The organism is Actinomadura sp. GC306, from assembly GCF_004348665.1.
Lineage (GTDB): Bacteria > Actinomycetota > Actinomycetes > Streptosporangiales > Streptosporangiaceae > Spirillospora.
Window position 1 is genome coordinate 1 of the sequence record NZ_SMKM01000182.1, and the last position, 13,940, is coordinate 13,940.

A 13,940-nucleotide genomic window follows, 5' to 3' on the forward strand; every position below is an offset into this window, starting at 1 on the left:
CCCATACACATCCCCATGGACCCCCACCACCCCGACAACAGACGGAAAGACCCTGTAACCCGCCAGAACCCACCAACCAACTCCAGCGAACGCTTCCGAGGGGCTCGCTCCCGAGGACCAGCCCCACCTCGCCCATCACATTCCGTGACCACCCGGCCGGGTCCGGTAGGTGGTGCAGGCCAGGGTGGCTGTGCCTAGGAGGGCTAGGAGGATGCCTGTGGCTGTCACGTTGCCTGAATGGGCAATCCATCTGCCGGTGCCGGGGAGTCTGGTGGCCGTGACGCTTTCGGGGTCGGTTCGGCCGTTGTGGTCTACGAAGCTCAGCCTGGTCCGCAGGCCGGCCGCGAGCCATCCGAGGCGGGCGTCCACCGCCTGGGCCGCATGGCCTCCCCGTTCGCCGCACCGCTGCTCGGGCCGATCATACGGCGGACGCGCGACGACCCCCGCGCCCCAAATGGGGTGCGGGGGTCGTGCGGTGTGCCGAGGTCAGGCTTCGACGACGTCGACGTCGATGGTGGCGTTGACGTCGCTGTGCAGCCGGACGCTGACCCGGTGGGTGCCGGTCGTCTTGATCGGGTTGCCGATCTCGATGCGGCGGCGGTCCAGGTCGGGGCCGTTGGCGGCGCGGACCGCCTCGGCGATGTCGGCCGCGGTCACGGCGCCGAACAGGCGGCCGCCGTTCCCGGTGCGGGTGCGCAGCGTCACCCGCAGCGACTTGAGCTGGTCGGCGACCTCCTTGGCGTGCTCGACCGTCGCGATCTCGCGGGCCGAACGCGCCTTCTTGATCGACTCGATCTCCCGCTCGGCGCCGCGGGTCCACCGGATGGCGAAGCCGCGGGGAACGAGGTAGTTGCGGCCGTAGCCGTCGCGGACCTCGATGATGTCCCCGGGCTCACCGAGCCCCGAGACCTGCTGGGTGAGGATGAGCTTCATGTTCGTTCCCCCTGCCTCAGCGCGCGGTGCTGGTGTAGGGCAGCAGCGCCATCTCGCGGGCGTTCTTGATCGCCGTGGCGACGTCCCGCTGGTGCTGGGTGCAGTTGCCGGTCACCCGCCGGGCACGGATCTTGCCGCGGTCGGAGATGAACTTCCGCAGCAGGCCCGTGTCCTTGTAGTCGACGTAGGAGATCTTCTCCTGGCAGAAAACGCAAACCTTCTTCTTCGGCTTGCGGGGAGGTGGCTTCGCCATCGTGGTGCTCCTTTGGGAGAGCCCCGCTCACGCGGGAATGGACGTTGATCTGGATGTTGTGGTGCGGGCCGGCCGCTTAGAACGGCGGGTCGTCGGAGAACCCGCCGCCACCGCCGCCACCGCCGGTGGCCCAGGGGTCGTCGGCCGGGCCGCCGCCTTGCTGGCCGCCGCCGAAGCCGCCGCCGCCCTGCTGCTGGCCGCCGCCGAAACCGCCGCCGCCCTGGCCGCCGCCACCGCCGCCGCCGAAGCCGCCACCGCCGCCGCCGAAGCCGCCGCCTCCGCCGCCCTGCCGCTGGGTCTTGTTGACCTTGGCGGTGGCGTTGCGCAGCGAGGGGCCGACCTCTTCGACCTCGATCTCGAAGACGGTCCGCTTCTCACCCTCGCGGGTCTCGTACGACCGCTGCTGGAGGCGGCCCTGCACGATGACCCGCATGCCGCGCTGCAGGGTCTCGGCCACGTTCTCGGCCGCCTGCCGCCAGACGTTGCAGGTGAGGAACAGGGCCTCGCGGTCCTTCCACTCGCCCGACTGGCGGTCGAAGAACCGCGGGGTCGAGGCGATGCGGAAGGACGCGACCGCCTGGCCGCTCGGGGTGAAGCGGAGGTTCGGGTCCTCGACGAGGTTCCCGACGATCGTGATTACGGTGTCGCCTGCCATGGGGCTCGCTCCGGCTGGTGAGAGGGCTGAGCCTGGCTCAGTGGACCTCGGGGCGGATGACCTTGGTACGCAGGATCGACTCGCTCAGGTTGAGCTGCCGGTCGAGCTCCTTGACCGTGGCAGGCTCAGCCGACAGGTCGACCACCGCGTAGATGCCTTCGGACTTCTTCTGGATGTCGTACGCCAGGCGCCGGCGGCCCCAGACGTCGACCTTCTCGACACTGCCGCCGCCGTCCTTGACGACCTTCAGGAACGGGTCGAGCGCGCTGCCCGCGTTGCGCTCGTCGATGGCGGGGTCGAGGATGGTCATGAGTTCGTAACGACGCATGCTGTGTCCCTACCTCCTCTGGACTCAGGCGGTCACGGTCTCTCCGTGACAGGAGGGCTCTTGCGTCCGCCGCGGCCGTGCCGGTGCCCGGATCGCCGGGCGCACCTGCCGCGAGACCGATACAGGCTACCAACAGTTGGCAGCGTGTGAGCCGGATCCGGACGCGTGCACCGTCAGCGCCGCGCCCCCGCGTGGACGTTCTCGGCGCAGCGCCGCCGCTCCAGCTCGGCCATGATGTCGGCCATCTGGGCGCGCATGCGCGCGGTCTGGGTCGTCAGCCGGGACAGCTCCTCGACGAGCTCCGCGTCGCCGATGAGCCCGAGCTCCGCTTTCGTCACCATCGTGCACCTCCTGCTCTCCCCCGCTTCCCCTCGGGGGCCGGACCGAGCCGGTCTTCTCGAATCCATGTTCGAACACTACCGGGTCCGGCCGACATTATCCGGCCACCCGCACCGGATTGATCCCGCCGGGGCGGGGCATCTCTCCATGGGCATGGTCCGTCCGGTCCCGCGCGCACCGTGTGCCCGTGGCGCGGGAGGGAAGGTGGAGGAGGGTCCGGATGCCGGAGCAGGCGGCAGGAACCGCACGACAGGCCATCGACCGCGAGGGCAGGCCCGAGGACCATCGGCTCCAGGGCTGGCTCGCCGTCGCGTCCATCACGATCGGCATCGCCGCGCTCATCTTGGGCTGGATCGAGGCGACCCACCTGCCCGGCGCCATCGCGGGCCTGATCGGGTTGCCGCTCGCGCTGTACTCCCAGATGATCTCCGCGACGACGAACGAGCGCTGGCTGAACGTCATCGGGATGGTGACCGCCTTCCTCGGCCTCAGCTTCGCGCTGAACAACGGCGGCTTCTCGCTCTGACCCCGCCGGCCGCCGTCGCGGCGGCCCGGTGACCGCCCGATCCTGTCGGACGGCGCGGCTAGTCTCGTGGCATGCGCATCGGAGCCCACGTCGACCAGACCAACCCGCTCGACAACGCCCGCGCGGTCGGCGCGGACGTCGTCCAGTTCTTCCTCGGCGACCCGCAGGGCTGGAAGAAGCCGGTCCTGCCGGAAGGCGTCGAGGCGCTGGAGGGTTCCGGCGTGGACGTGTACGTGCACGCCCCGTACACGATCAATGTGGCGACGTCCAACAACAGGATCCGCATCCCCAGCCGCAAGAACCTCACCCAGCAGCTTGAGGCGGCGGCGTCCATCGGTGCCAAGGCGCTGATCGTGCACGGCGGGCACGTGCTGAAGGACGACGACCCCGAGACGGGCTTCGAGAACTGGCGCAAGGTGTTCGAGCGGGTCGAGTGCCCCATCCCGGTCTACATCGAGAACACCGCGGGCGGCGGGAACGCCATGGCGCGCAAATTCGACCGGATCGCCCGCCTGTGGGAGGTGCTGTCAGGCGTTCCCGGGCTGGAGTCCAAGCTCGGCTTCTGCCTCGACACGTGCCACGCGCACGCGGCGGGGGAGGAACTCGTGGACGCAGTCGACCGCATCAAGGCCATAACCGGCCGCATCGACCTGGTGCACTGCAACGACAGCCGCGACGCCTTCGGTTCCGGGGCGGACCGGCACGCGAACCTGGGCAACGGGAAGATCGACCCCGAGCTGATCCTGGCCGTCGTGCGGGCCGCGGGAGCCCCGGTGGTCGTGGAAACGCCTGCCGACGGGCAATCGGACGACATCTCCTGGCTGCGGTCCAAGCTCTGACGACGCTGAGCAGGGAGGTTCGCGGGAGACGGGAACCCGGGACGGTGCCGCGTCATCTAACCCCCCGTAGACCCAGATAAGCCCGCTTCGACCAGCAGGACGACAAAAACCCAAGGTCACGCCACACTGGCATAATCCGGAACCCAGCCTCAGCGCACGCGCGGAACTCTGCGGCGGCGGGCGCGCGAACGATCGGGAAGCACATGGCATACGACCCCTACGGCTACGGCTCACAGGACCCCTACGGCCAGCCTGCCTACTCGCAGCAGCCGGCCGTCCAGCACCACTACTACGGTTCCTCGGCCCCGGTCAGCGCGCCGACGAACGGGATGGCCACCGCGTCGCTGGTGTGCGGCCTCATCGGCTTCGTCGCCTGCGGGCTGACGTCCATCCTCGCGATCATCTTCGGGCACATCGCGCAGAGCCAGATCAAGCGGACGGGCGAGGGCGGCCACGGGATGGCCGTCGCCGGCCTCATCCTCGGCTACCTGATCTCGGCGGGCTGGATCATCTTCTGGTTCCTCTACCTGCTCGGCCTGGCGATGTTCGCCGCCGAGACGGGCACGAGCACGTACTAGACGATCACGTACTGGATCCGGTCAGGCGAGGCGGGGGACGCCTGCGACTTCCACACCGACGCTCGACATCAGGACGGTCATGGGGGTGGAGGTGTCCCGCCACGCCTTCACCGCACCCGCGAACACGTCCAGGACGGCGCGCAGCGACCGCTGATCGGCGTCGGCGAGTTCCGACCAAGACTCGTAAAGCACCAGATAGCCGGACTTGGCGGGCGTCCATGCCAGGTCGGCCAAGCGGTCGGCGAGGACGTCCCAGTCGCCCGGCGGCTCGCCGGGCATCTCGAAGACCTCGGCGCACAGCCGCAGGAACGACTCCCCGTCCCGGGCGCGGCGCCCGTCGAGGTGGAACGCCCGCAGGCCCGCCTCCTCGGCGGGCTCCGTCCAGGTCGTGTCGCCGACCGCGCCCGGCACCGGCGGCGTCCGCCACTGGTAGACGCCGGGGGTGAGGCGTCCCTCGGTCAGCTCGGTCAGTGCTCGGTGTGCGTCCACGTCATCTCCCGGATGGTCGTCCTCCCCATGTCCCGGGGCCGGAGCGGCCGGCCCCACCGGGCGCGATCATCCCCGCCCCGCGCGCGGGAAACCCCTCCGATCATGGACGATTCGGCCACGTCCGCCCGGCACCGCCACACGCCTCAGGAACGAGCGGGCGACAGGAGGGGCATCAGGTAGCCGATGCCCTCGTCGCGGACGTCCGCCATGCCGTGCTCGATGCCGTGCAGGACGTCGCTGACCGCGTCGGCCAGTTCCCAGAAGCGCAGCTTGCCCTCCAGGCGGGCGTCCAGCGGGCGACCCCGGTGCTCCTGGAGGCGCCGGACGAAGGAGCGGTTCGTCTCCGGCCACAGGTAGCACAGGTCGTAGTCGGGGTCGCCGATCCGCACGTCCCCGAAGTCGATCAGGCCGGTGATCCGGGTTCCGGTGACGAGCAGGTGGTCGAGGCTGAAGTCGGCGTGCGTCAGCGCGGGCGGGTCCGCGAAGTTGCCGTCGTCGGAGAGGTAGCGCTCGTAGGCCGCGATGAGGAGGCGGCCTTCGTCCGGCGGCAGCAGCGGCGCGACCTCGCTGCGGACGGCGGCCAGTTCCTCGCCGTACTCGGCGCGTAGGTCCACCTCGGGGACGCCGAGTTCGCGGGCGCGCTCGACGGGGAACGCGTGAATCGCGTCGAGCACCTCCGCGATCTGGCGCACGGGGCCGGGCTCGTCCAGCAGGCCGCGGGCGTGCCAGTCGTCCTCGTCCAGCGACTCCCCCGGGACGGCGGGGTAGCAGCAGAACGCCCCGGGGCCGAGCGGGTTCGGCGCGGTGAACGCGAATCGGGGGATGGGCAGGTCCAGCGTCCCGGCGAGTTCGGGCAGCAGCCGTGCCTCGCACGCGATGCCCTCGGCGCCGTCCTCGTTGCGCGGGAAGCGGAGGACATACGTCTCTCCCGCGTCGCCTTGCCTCGCGTCGAGCAGCAGTGCGACGCTCTCATATCCCGTGCCGAGGAGGCGCAGCGGGCACCGCGCGAGGTCGGGGCGGACGCCTTCGAGGGCCGCCCGCACCTTCGGCTCCCAGTCCTCGGGAAGGGTGACGTTCCTGCTCATCGGTACTCCTCGCCGGTCGGGGCAAGGTCAATGATGGCGCGGGCTTGAGTCTCTAGCGACTGGAGACCCCAGGGTGGACGGCATGGAAGGCGACCCCCTCTACACGATCGGGGAACTGGCGCGCCGCACCGGGCTCTCGGTGCGGACGATCCGGTTCTACTCCGACGCGGGCGTGGTGCCGGCGACCTCCCGTAGCGCGGCCGGCTACCGGCTGTACGACGTGGCGGCCGTCGCGCGCCTCGACCTGGTGCGGACGCTGCGCGACCTCGGCGTGGATCTCGGCACGGTCCGGCGGGTGCTGGACCGGGAGATCGGCGTCGGCGAGGTCGCGACCGCGCACGCCGAGGCGCTGGACGTGCAGATCCGCACGCTCCGGCTGCGGCGGGCCGTGCTGCGGGCGGTCGCCAAACGAGCATCAAGTCCCGAGGAGATCGAACTCATGCACAAGCTCGCCCGGCTCTCCGACGAGGAGCGGCGGCGCATCATCACCGACTTCATCGACGAGTCGTTCGCCGGACTCGCCGTCGACCCGGCCTTCGAGGAGCGGATGCGGTCCGCGCTGCCGGAACTGCCCGACGACCCCGAGCCCGAGCAGGTCGACGCCTGGGTGGAGCTGGCCGAACTGGTCGGCGACCCCGACTTCCGGGCCTCGGTGCGGCGGATGGCCGAGGCCCAGGCCGAGGACGTCGCACGCGGCGCCTACCCCGACGCCCCCGCGCAGCTCGGGCAGCTCGTGGGGGAGAAGGTCGCGGCGGCCATCGCGGACGGCGTCGAGCCCGGCTCGGAGGCGGCCCGTCCCGTCGTCGACGAGATCGCGGCCGCCTACGCGGACGCCTACGGCGCGGCGGACGGCCCCGAGTTCCGGCGCGACCTGCGCAGGCGGACCGAGGCCGGCACCGACCCGCGCGCCGAGCGGTACTGGCAGCTCCTCGCCGTCATCAACGGCTGGGAGGTGTGGCCGGCGATGACCCCGTCGTTCCAGTGGCTCATCGAGGCGCTGCGCAGCCACGAATCCCCCGCGTAGCGAACGGCTGGGGGCGGACCGCCTAGAGCAAACCGCTAGGAGGGGACGGGCACGCTGGCGCGGTCACGGCCGCGCCAGCGTCCCAGCCAGTACACGTCCTCCGCCTCGTCCAGGACGCCGCCGGCCGGGTCGTCCGTCCCGTCCGATCTGACCGCGTCGCCGGACGGCCGCAGGATGTCCCACACCACCAGGCCCGCCAGCACCAGGACGGTGAGGAACCGCGCGAGCAGCGCGAGGTGGTAGACGTCCTGGTCGATGCCGCCCGCCGGCGCGTCGAAGCCCAGCACCGCCGACAGGGTGCCCGACAGGTCCGCGCCCGGGGTCTGCGCCGACACCGACAGCAGGAACCACCAGATGCCGAAGAAGTAGACGACCTCGCCGATCTGCCAGGCCACGAAGGCGGGGAGCTTCGGGCGGGCCAGCACGGCGAGGGGCAGCAGCCACAGCACGAACTGCGGCGACCACACCTTGTTCGGCAGCATGAACGCGACGAGGACGAGGAACATCAGCTGCGGCAGCCGCGGGCGGCGCGGCGCGGCCAGCGCGAGGACGGCGATCCCGGCGGCGAGGACGAGGAACGTCCCCGTCCCGAGAAGGTTCAGCAGGTCGGTGTCGGACGCCGCCTTGTCCAGCCCGTGCTCCTGCAGGAAGAAGAAGATCGACCCCCAGTCGATGCCGCGGCCCCGGCTGAAGGTGTAGAACTCCAGCCACCCCTCCCACGCGAAGACCATCACGGGCAGGTTGACCAGCAGCCACGCCCCGGCGGTGCCGGCGAGCAGCCGGCCCATCGCCCGCCACTGCGCGGCCCGCACGCACAGCAGGACCAGCGGGCCGAGGAACAGCAGCGGGTAGAACTTCGCCGCGATCGCCAGCCCGAGCAGCGCGCCCGCGACCGCCGGCCGGCGCGCCGACCAGGCGGCCAGGGCCAGCGCGCTCAGCGCCACCGCGAGGAGGTCCCAGTTGATGTACGCGGTGAGCAGCAGGGCGGGGGACAGCGCCACCATGAGGCCGGCGCGCAGCGACCGGCGGCCCGCCACGTACGCCGTCGCGAGCACCGCCACGACCGCGAGGACGGCCAGCAGCAGCGCGGTCACGTTGTAGAACGCCATCCCGCGGGCGTCCGCGCCGAACGGCTGCACCAGCCACGCGACCAGCTGCATGAACACGCCGGCCAGCACCGGGTACTCCACGTAGTGGATGTCGGTGCCGGCGAACGAGTCGAAGTACGGGATCTTCCCGTCGCTCAACCCGCGCACGTAGTACAGCGGATAGATGTCGGTGTAGCAGGCGTTCGTCGTCGTCTTGATGAAGTCGAAGTTCGCCGCCGCGCACGGCCGCTTCTGCAGCCAGCCGAGCAGGCACACCAGCGCGGTGAGGCCCGTCAGCACCGGCGCGAACGGTGTCAGGGGCCCGTACCGGCGGGACGGCGCCCCGTCCGCTTCGTCGGTTCCGGTGTCGGCGGCGGACATCGCGATCCCCTCAGAAGACGACGACATGGAGAGCAAGACTATTGGTCGGCACATCCGCGGCGGGCGGCGCGCCGGCGGTACGGAACGGCCCGGAGCCGCGGGGCTCCGGGCCGTTCTGCGGACCACCGGGAAACGCGTCCCGGCCTGCCTAGTTGTTGAGGTTGTTGCCGTCGGGCGGATCGTCGTCCCGGCAGACGGGATGGTCGCGGTGCTGCGGTTGCGCGCACCACCAGCTCCGGTCGCCGTCGGGCGGCAGGTCCGGGTTGCAGCCGACCGGCATGCCGAACCGGTTGCAGGGCTGCCCCTGGCTCGGCGGGGTGATCGACGGGCTCGGCGACGCCGACGCGGTCGGCCGGCACTCCGGCGGCTGGTTCGGCTGGCCCGGCCGGCAGTCCGGCGTGTTCGTCGGGCTCGGCGAGCTCGACGGGGACGGCGACACCGGCCGCGCCTTCGCCCACGGGGCGACCTCGCCGCCGTTGACCGGCGGCGGGAACTGGTTGATCTCCTTGCCCTCAAGGGCCTTCGTCATGAACTTCTTGAACAGGTCGGCGGGGACCGTACCACCGTAGACCTGGCTGTAGTTGCCGACGCCGATCAGCGACAGCCGGTTGCCCTTCTTGTCCTGCCGCCACATCGCCGACGCCGTGGCGAGCTCCGGCGTGTAGCCGACGAACCAGGCCGACTTGTTCTCGTCGGTCGTACCGGTCTTGCCGGCGACCGGGCGGGGGCCGAGGCTCGCGCGGGTACCGGTGCCGCCGGGCTTGACGACCGCCGCCATCGCCGACGTCGCGTCCGCCGCGACGCCCTCGGAGAAGGCTCGGGTCGGCTTCTCCCAGGGCAGCTTCTCCAGGACCTGGCCCTTTTCGTTCGTGATCGGGTTGCCCTGGTTGTCGGTGACCTTGGCGATCACGTGCGCGTCGCGGTGCACGCCCTTCGCGGCGAACGTCGAGTAGACCGACGCCATCGTCACCGGCGTGGTGTCGATGACGCCGAGCGGCAGCGACGTGAAGCTCGGGTCGAGGCCCTCGGTGCCGGCGGGCACGCCCATCTTCTTCGCCATGTCGATGACGTTGGAGAGCTGCACCTTCTGCCCCAGCTCGACGTACGACGTGTTGATCGACATCGCCGTCATCTGCTTGAGGTTGTAGATGCCGTTCTCCGCGCGGTTGTCGTTGGTGAACGTCGCACCGCCGATCGTCCGCTTGTAGCTGCCGTCCATCGTGGTCTGCAGGCTGATGCCCTGGTCCAGCGCCGTGGCCAGGACGATCGGCTTGAACGACGACCCCGGCTGCACCTTGCCCTGGAACGAGTTGTCGAACTGCTGCTTGCGGAAGTCGGGGCCGCCGTAGGCGGCGACCACCCCGCCCGTCCGGGGATCGATCGCGGTGAGCCCGAACTGGATGTCGTTGCCCAGTCCGTTCTCCTTGCGGATCTCCTTGACGGCCTTGTTGGTGTAGTCCTGCAGCCCCTTGTTGAACGTCGTCTTGATGCGCAGCCCGCCGGTCTCCAGCATCTGGTCGTTGATGCCGAGTTCCTTCAGCTCGTTCAGGACCCGTGCCTCCAGGTAGCCGGCGTTCGGGTCGTCGGGGACGTCGCTCCAGTTCTTCTCCGTCTGCGGGAACTTCGCCGCGGCGCGCTTGCCCTCGTCGAGCCAGTTCTGCTCGACCATGCCGTCGAGGACGTAGTTCCACCGGTCGATCAGCGCCTGCTTCGCCGGGTTGGACGCCGGGCCGTAGGTGGCGAAGTAGCCGGGCCGCTGGATCATCGCGGCGAGCATCGCCGCCTCGGACTCGTTGATCTCGGTGACCGGCTTGTGGAAGTAGGCGCGCGAGGCGGCCTGGATGCCGTACGACCGGCGCCCGAAGGGAACCGTGTTGAGGTACAGCTCAAGGACCTTCGCCTTGTCCATCTCCTTGCCGAGACGGATGGAGATCAAGATCTCCTTGAGCTTACGGCTGACCGTGCGCTCCTGGCTGAGGCCCGCGTAGTAGTTCCGCGCCATCTGCTGCGTGATCGTGGACGCGCCCGCGGTGCCGCCGCCGGTGACCGCGCGGAACATCGCGCCCGCGATACCGGTCGGGGAGATGCCCGGCTCGGTCCAGAAACCGCGGTCCTCGGCGGCGAGGACGGCGTTCTGGACGTGCTTCGGCACCTTCTCCAGCGGGATGTTCTCGCGGTGCGTGCCGATCCGCGCGAGCGGCGAGCCGTCCGCGTAGGTGATCACCGACTCCTGGCGGATCGCGTCCTGCTGCTTCTCGGTGGGGATCGGGGTGTTGGCGTACGCGACGATCACGAGCGTCGCCAGGCCGAGGATCATGACGCTCGCGACGGCGACCATGATCTTCCAGGACGGTATGTACCGCCGCCAGCCGGTCTTGTCCGGGTCGTCCGACCGCTTGGGGCGGCCGTCCTCGTCCCAGAAACCGCCGCCGCCGGAACCGCCGCGGCCACCCGGACCACCTGGACCGCCCGGACCACCCGGCCCGCGGCCACCGCCGCCGGGCCTGCCCGGCCTGCCCGGCCCGCCCGGCCTGCCGGGTCCGCCCCTGCCGCCAGCGCCGCCCGCCGGCCCGCCCGGAGCACCCGGCCTACCCGGAACGCCCGGGGCACCCGGCACGCCGGGCCGTCCCGGCGGCCCGGCCGGTCCCGAGCGCATCGTCGAAGGCGTACCGGCCCGCCGCCGGCCACCGCCGCCCGGCGCGCCGGCCCGTGCGGGCCCCGCGCCGCGTCCGCCCGGCCTGCCGCCGGGGCGCGGGCCCTTGCCGGGTGCGGGCGAGCCGGACGGGCCGCCACGCGGCGCACCGGCTGGCGTGCCCGAACCGCCGGGACGGGGGGCTCCCCTCCGGCCGGGGCCATCTCCGTGTTCCGGTCCGTATCGGCTTCGGTTACTCACGCGACCTCATCGACTGGGGTACGGCTGTGCGTCGTCAGAGAGTACTGCGCAGCCGGACGCGCGGGGGCCGATGGGATAAGGCTTCGCGGCTCCCCGCCGTCCGGACGCCGTCGATCATGCCCACCGGCGTGCGGCAATTCGCGATCATGCTTCACGTCACACCACCGCCTCCACGAATGGTTCGGACATAACGGGTCTCTGGGTTCATTCCGGTGGCCTCGTCAGCGGCAGCAGCGGAGTGACCTCCACCGTGCCGGACCCGCCATCGGAACTCGGCTGCAGGCTGCGTCCACCGCGCCTGCCACGGCACGCGGGGTCGCCCTGGTGGAGCTGGCACCACCACTGGGGCGGCGGGTTGCTCGGCGGCTTGTTCGGGTCGCAGTCGCCGGACTCGAACGGCGACCGGCACGGCGGCTTGTCGCCCTGGTCGCCGTCACCGCGGTCACCGTCGTCGCCGTCGCCCTGGCAGCGCGGGTGGAACCTGGCGAGCGGGTGGTCGTCGCAGAACGGCGGCCGGTCGTGCTTCTTCTTGGGCGGCTTCGCCCACTTCTGCACGATCCCGCCCCACGCCGGCGGCGGGAACTGCTTGACCTCCATCCCCTGCATCGCGTTCACCATGTAGGAACGCCAGATGCGGGCGGGGACCGTACCGCCCTCGACCGTGCCGATCCCGGGCAGGACCACCGACTTCTTCTTCCCGTCGGGCCCCGCCGCGTCGTTGTACAGCGTCACCGCGGTGGACAACTGCGGGGTGTAGCCGACGAACCACGTCGCGACGTTCCGGTCGGTGGTGCCGGTCTTGCCGGCCGCCGGACGGCCCGGCAGCGCCGCCGCCGTCGCGGTACCGCCCTTGACGACCTGCTGCATCGCGTACGTCGCGTCCGCGGCGACCTTCGCGTCGAAGACCCGGCGCTTCTCGTACTCCGGCTTCAGCCGGACCGTTTTGTTGTCGGTCTCGCGCACCTGCCGGATCACGTGCGGCTGGAAGTACACGCCGCCGTTGGCGAACGGCGCGTAGCCCGCCGCCTGCTCGATCGGCCGGATGTTGTTGACGCCGAGCGCGAGGTTGAGGCAGCACGTGTGCGGGTCGAGCAGGTCCGACGCGATCCCGGCGTCGGTCTCGGTCTTCACGACCTCCTCGATGCCGACCTTGCCCATCAGCTGGATGAACGCGGTGTTCACCGAGTCCTTCGTCGCCTTGACCATGTCGACCGGGGTGCCGACGTCGTGGCTGTTCGGGACGATCACCGCGTTCGGGTCGTCCTTCGACACGACGGTGCCGTCCGGGCCGATCGGCGTCTTCGAGATCCCCTCAAGGGTGCTCTTCAGGCTGTAGTTCTGCTTGAGCGCCGTCGCCAGCACGTAGGGCTTCATCGCCGAGCCCGCCTGCGCCGAGCCCTGCCAGACGTTGTCGAACGCCTGGTCGAGGTAGCCGGGACCGCCGTAGAACGCGACGACCTCGCCGTTCGCGGTGTTCACCGACACCAGCCCCACGCGGATCTTCTTCTCCGCGAGCCGCTTCGGGTTCACCTGCGGGACGGACTTCTCCGCCGCCCGCCTCGCCATCTCCATCCGCTTCTGGTTGAAGGTGGTGTAGACGCGCAGGCCCTTGGTCGTCAGCTCCTTCTCGTCGATCCCCTGCCGGCGGAGCTCCTCCTGGGCGCGCTTCAGCATGTAGCCGCGCTGCCCGCCGTACAGCTGGTCCCCGGCGTTCGCGTTCTTGATCTTGGGCAGGCCCTGCTGGATGAGCTTGTCGGCCTCGCCCTGCTTGAGCTTGCCCATCGAGACCAGGCCGTTGAGCGTGTACTCGTAGCGGGACTTCGCCCACGCCTGGTTCGCCTTCGCCTCGGGGTCGCGGTTCGGGTTCTGGATGATCCCGCCGAGGATGGCCGCCTCGTCCTGGTTGAGCTTCCACACGTCCTTGCCGAAGTACTCGCGGGACGCGGCCTGGATGCCGTACGTGTTGCGGCCGAAGTAGATCGTGTTCAGGTAGAGCTTGAGGATCTCGTCCTTGCTGTGCTTGTCCTCCAGCTTCAGCGAGATGAACAGCTCCTTGAACTTCCGGCTCATCGTCCGGTTGTTCGGGTCGGAGTAGTAGTTCTTCGCCAGCTGCTGCGTGATCGTGGACCCGCCGCCCGACCCGCCGGTCAGGTTGAGCCACACCGCCCGCGTCGTGCCCTTGACCGAGAAGCCGGGGTCGCTGTAGAAGCTGCGGTTCTCCGCCGCGAGCACCGCGTCCCGGACGTGCGGCGGCACCTGGTCGAGCTCGACGCTCTGCCGCTTCTTGCCGATCCGGCCGATCTCGGCGCCGTTGGTGTAGTAGAAGATCGACGCCTGGTCCTCGACGCCCGCCACCGTCGGCTCCTCGGGCGTCGGGGTGTTCGAGTAGGCGACCCAGATCAGCGTGATGAACGCCGCGACGCCCAGCCCGGAGACCCCGGCGACGAGCTTCCAGGACGGCAGGAACCGCCGCCACCCCGTCTCCCGGGACCGCAACTGCCCGAGCAACCCCGAAGACTTCTTCTGCCC

The 13,940-nt window shown here is 70.6% G+C and carries 14 protein-coding genes; 4 read left to right on the top strand and 10 right to left on the bottom strand.

The window, feature by feature from the left end:
* Window positions 1-486 precede the first annotated feature (486 nt).
* The 5 genes from rplI to E1200_RS33900 form a co-directional block, all read right to left on the bottom strand.
* On the bottom strand, window positions 487-933 hold the full coding sequence (rplI, locus tag E1200_RS22670; RefSeq protein WP_131954078.1) for a 50S ribosomal protein L9: 447 nt from the start codon (window positions 931-933) through the stop codon (window positions 487-489).
* Window positions 934-949: 16 nt separating this feature from the next.
* On the bottom strand, window positions 950-1,186 hold the full coding sequence (rpsR, locus tag E1200_RS22675) for a 30S ribosomal protein S18 (RefSeq protein ID WP_019631633.1): 237 nt from the start codon (window positions 1,184-1,186) through the stop codon (window positions 950-952).
* A 76-nt stretch (window positions 1,187-1,262) separates the two neighbouring features.
* Complete coding sequence (locus E1200_RS22680) at window positions 1,263-1,841, bottom strand: single-stranded DNA-binding protein (protein WP_131954079.1); 579 nt, start codon at window positions 1,839-1,841, stop codon at window positions 1,263-1,265.
* A 37-nt stretch (window positions 1,842-1,878) separates the two neighbouring features.
* Window positions 1,879-2,169 (bottom strand): 30S ribosomal protein S6, encoded by a 291-nt coding sequence (rpsF, locus tag E1200_RS22685; protein ID WP_131954080.1) that lies wholly within the window; start codon window positions 2,167-2,169, stop codon window positions 1,879-1,881.
* A gap of 173 nt (window positions 2,170-2,342) precedes the next feature.
* A complete protein-coding gene (locus E1200_RS33900) occupies window positions 2,343-2,510 on the bottom strand; it encodes a hypothetical protein (protein ID WP_165950421.1) in 168 nt (55 codons plus the stop codon).
* 218 nt (window positions 2,511-2,728) lie between these two features.
* Here E1200_RS33900 and E1200_RS33905 point away from each other — a divergent pair, with 218 nt between their 5' ends.
* The 3 genes from E1200_RS33905 (at window position 2,729) to E1200_RS22700 (ending at window position 4,451) form a co-directional block, all read left to right on the top strand.
* On the top strand, window positions 2,729-3,034 hold the full coding sequence (locus E1200_RS33905; RefSeq protein ID WP_165950422.1) for a hypothetical protein: 306 nt from the start codon (window positions 2,729-2,731) through the stop codon (window positions 3,032-3,034).
* Window positions 3,035-3,105: 71 nt separating this feature from the next.
* Window positions 3,106-3,873, top strand: a complete 768-nt coding sequence (locus tag E1200_RS22695; RefSeq protein ID WP_131954082.1) for a deoxyribonuclease IV — start codon at window positions 3,106-3,108, stop codon at window positions 3,871-3,873.
* 203 nt (window positions 3,874-4,076) lie between these two features.
* Window positions 4,077-4,451, top strand: coding sequence for a DUF4190 domain-containing protein (locus E1200_RS22700; RefSeq protein ID WP_131954083.1), 375 nt, complete (start codon window positions 4,077-4,079; stop codon window positions 4,449-4,451).
* Window positions 4,452-4,472: 21 nt separating this feature from the next.
* Here the strand turns inward: E1200_RS22700 and E1200_RS22705 are convergent, their stop codons facing one another.
* Window positions 4,473-4,940 (bottom strand): barstar family protein, encoded by a 468-nt coding sequence (locus E1200_RS22705; protein WP_165950423.1) that lies wholly within the window; start codon window positions 4,938-4,940, stop codon window positions 4,473-4,475.
* Between the two features lie 143 nt (window positions 4,941-5,083).
* Window positions 5,084-6,025, bottom strand: a complete 942-nt coding sequence (locus E1200_RS22710) for a phosphotransferase (protein WP_131954085.1) — start codon at window positions 6,023-6,025, stop codon at window positions 5,084-5,086.
* Window positions 6,026-6,107: 82 nt separating this feature from the next.
* Here E1200_RS22710 and E1200_RS22715 point away from each other — a divergent pair, with 82 nt between their 5' ends.
* Window positions 6,108-7,049 carry a MerR family transcriptional regulator gene (locus E1200_RS22715; RefSeq protein ID WP_131954086.1) on the top strand — a complete coding sequence of 314 codons (942 nt, stop codon included), beginning with the start codon at window positions 6,108-6,110 and terminating at the stop codon, window positions 7,047-7,049.
* Between the two features lie 35 nt (window positions 7,050-7,084).
* Here E1200_RS22715 and E1200_RS22720 read toward each other — a convergent pair whose 3' ends face one another.
* The 3 genes from E1200_RS22720 to E1200_RS22735 form a co-directional block, all read right to left on the bottom strand.
* Window positions 7,085-8,545: a glycosyltransferase 87 family protein gene (locus E1200_RS22720; protein ID WP_243708757.1), complete on the bottom strand. Its 1,461-nt coding sequence runs from the start codon at window positions 8,543-8,545 to the stop codon at window positions 7,085-7,087.
* Window positions 8,546-8,666: 121 nt separating this feature from the next.
* Window positions 8,667-10,856, bottom strand: coding sequence for a transglycosylase domain-containing protein (locus tag E1200_RS22725; protein ID WP_131954087.1), 2,190 nt, complete (start codon window positions 10,854-10,856; stop codon window positions 8,667-8,669).
* Window positions 10,857-11,615: 759 nt separating this feature from the next.
* On the bottom strand, window positions 11,616-13,940 hold a 2,325-nt coding region (locus E1200_RS22735; protein WP_207933497.1), incomplete at its 5' end, for a transglycosylase domain-containing protein.

What these genes read in the sequence shown, in the direction of transcription:
- rplI (WP_131954078.1), bottom strand. Translation starts at nt 933, where the DNA reads ATGAAGCTCATCCTCACCCAGCAGGTCTCGGGGCTCGGTGAGCCCGGG.
- rpsR (WP_019631633.1), bottom strand. Translation starts at nt 1,186, where the DNA reads ATGGCGAAGCCACCTCCCCGCAAGCCGAAGAAGAAGGTTTGCGTTTTC.
- E1200_RS22680 (WP_131954079.1), bottom strand. Translation starts at nt 1,841, where the DNA reads ATGGCAGGCGACACCGTAATCACGATCGTCGGGAACCTCGTCGAGGAC.
- rpsF (WP_131954080.1), bottom strand. Translation starts at nt 2,169, where the DNA reads ATGCGTCGTTACGAACTCATGACCATCCTCGACCCCGCCATCGACGAG.
- E1200_RS33900 (WP_165950421.1), bottom strand. Translation starts at nt 2,510, where the DNA reads ATGGTGACGAAAGCGGAGCTCGGGCTCATCGGCGACGCGGAGCTCGTC.
- E1200_RS33905 (WP_165950422.1), top strand. Translation starts at nt 2,729, where the DNA reads ATGCCGGAGCAGGCGGCAGGAACCGCACGACAGGCCATCGACCGCGAG.
- E1200_RS22695 (WP_131954082.1), top strand. Translation starts at nt 3,106, where the DNA reads ATGCGCATCGGAGCCCACGTCGACCAGACCAACCCGCTCGACAACGCC.
- E1200_RS22700 (WP_131954083.1), top strand. Translation starts at nt 4,077, where the DNA reads ATGGCATACGACCCCTACGGCTACGGCTCACAGGACCCCTACGGCCAG.
- E1200_RS22710 (WP_131954085.1), bottom strand. Translation starts at nt 6,025, where the DNA reads ATGAGCAGGAACGTCACCCTTCCCGAGGACTGGGAGCCGAAGGTGCGG.
- E1200_RS22715 (WP_131954086.1), top strand. Translation starts at nt 6,108, where the DNA reads ATGGAAGGCGACCCCCTCTACACGATCGGGGAACTGGCGCGCCGCACC.
- E1200_RS22720 (WP_243708757.1), bottom strand. Translation starts at nt 8,545, where the DNA reads ATGTCGTCGTCTTCTGAGGGGATCGCGATGTCCGCCGCCGACACCGGA.
- E1200_RS22725 (WP_131954087.1), bottom strand. Translation starts at nt 10,856, where the DNA reads ATGGTCGCCGTCGCGAGCGTCATGATCCTCGGCCTGGCGACGCTCGTG.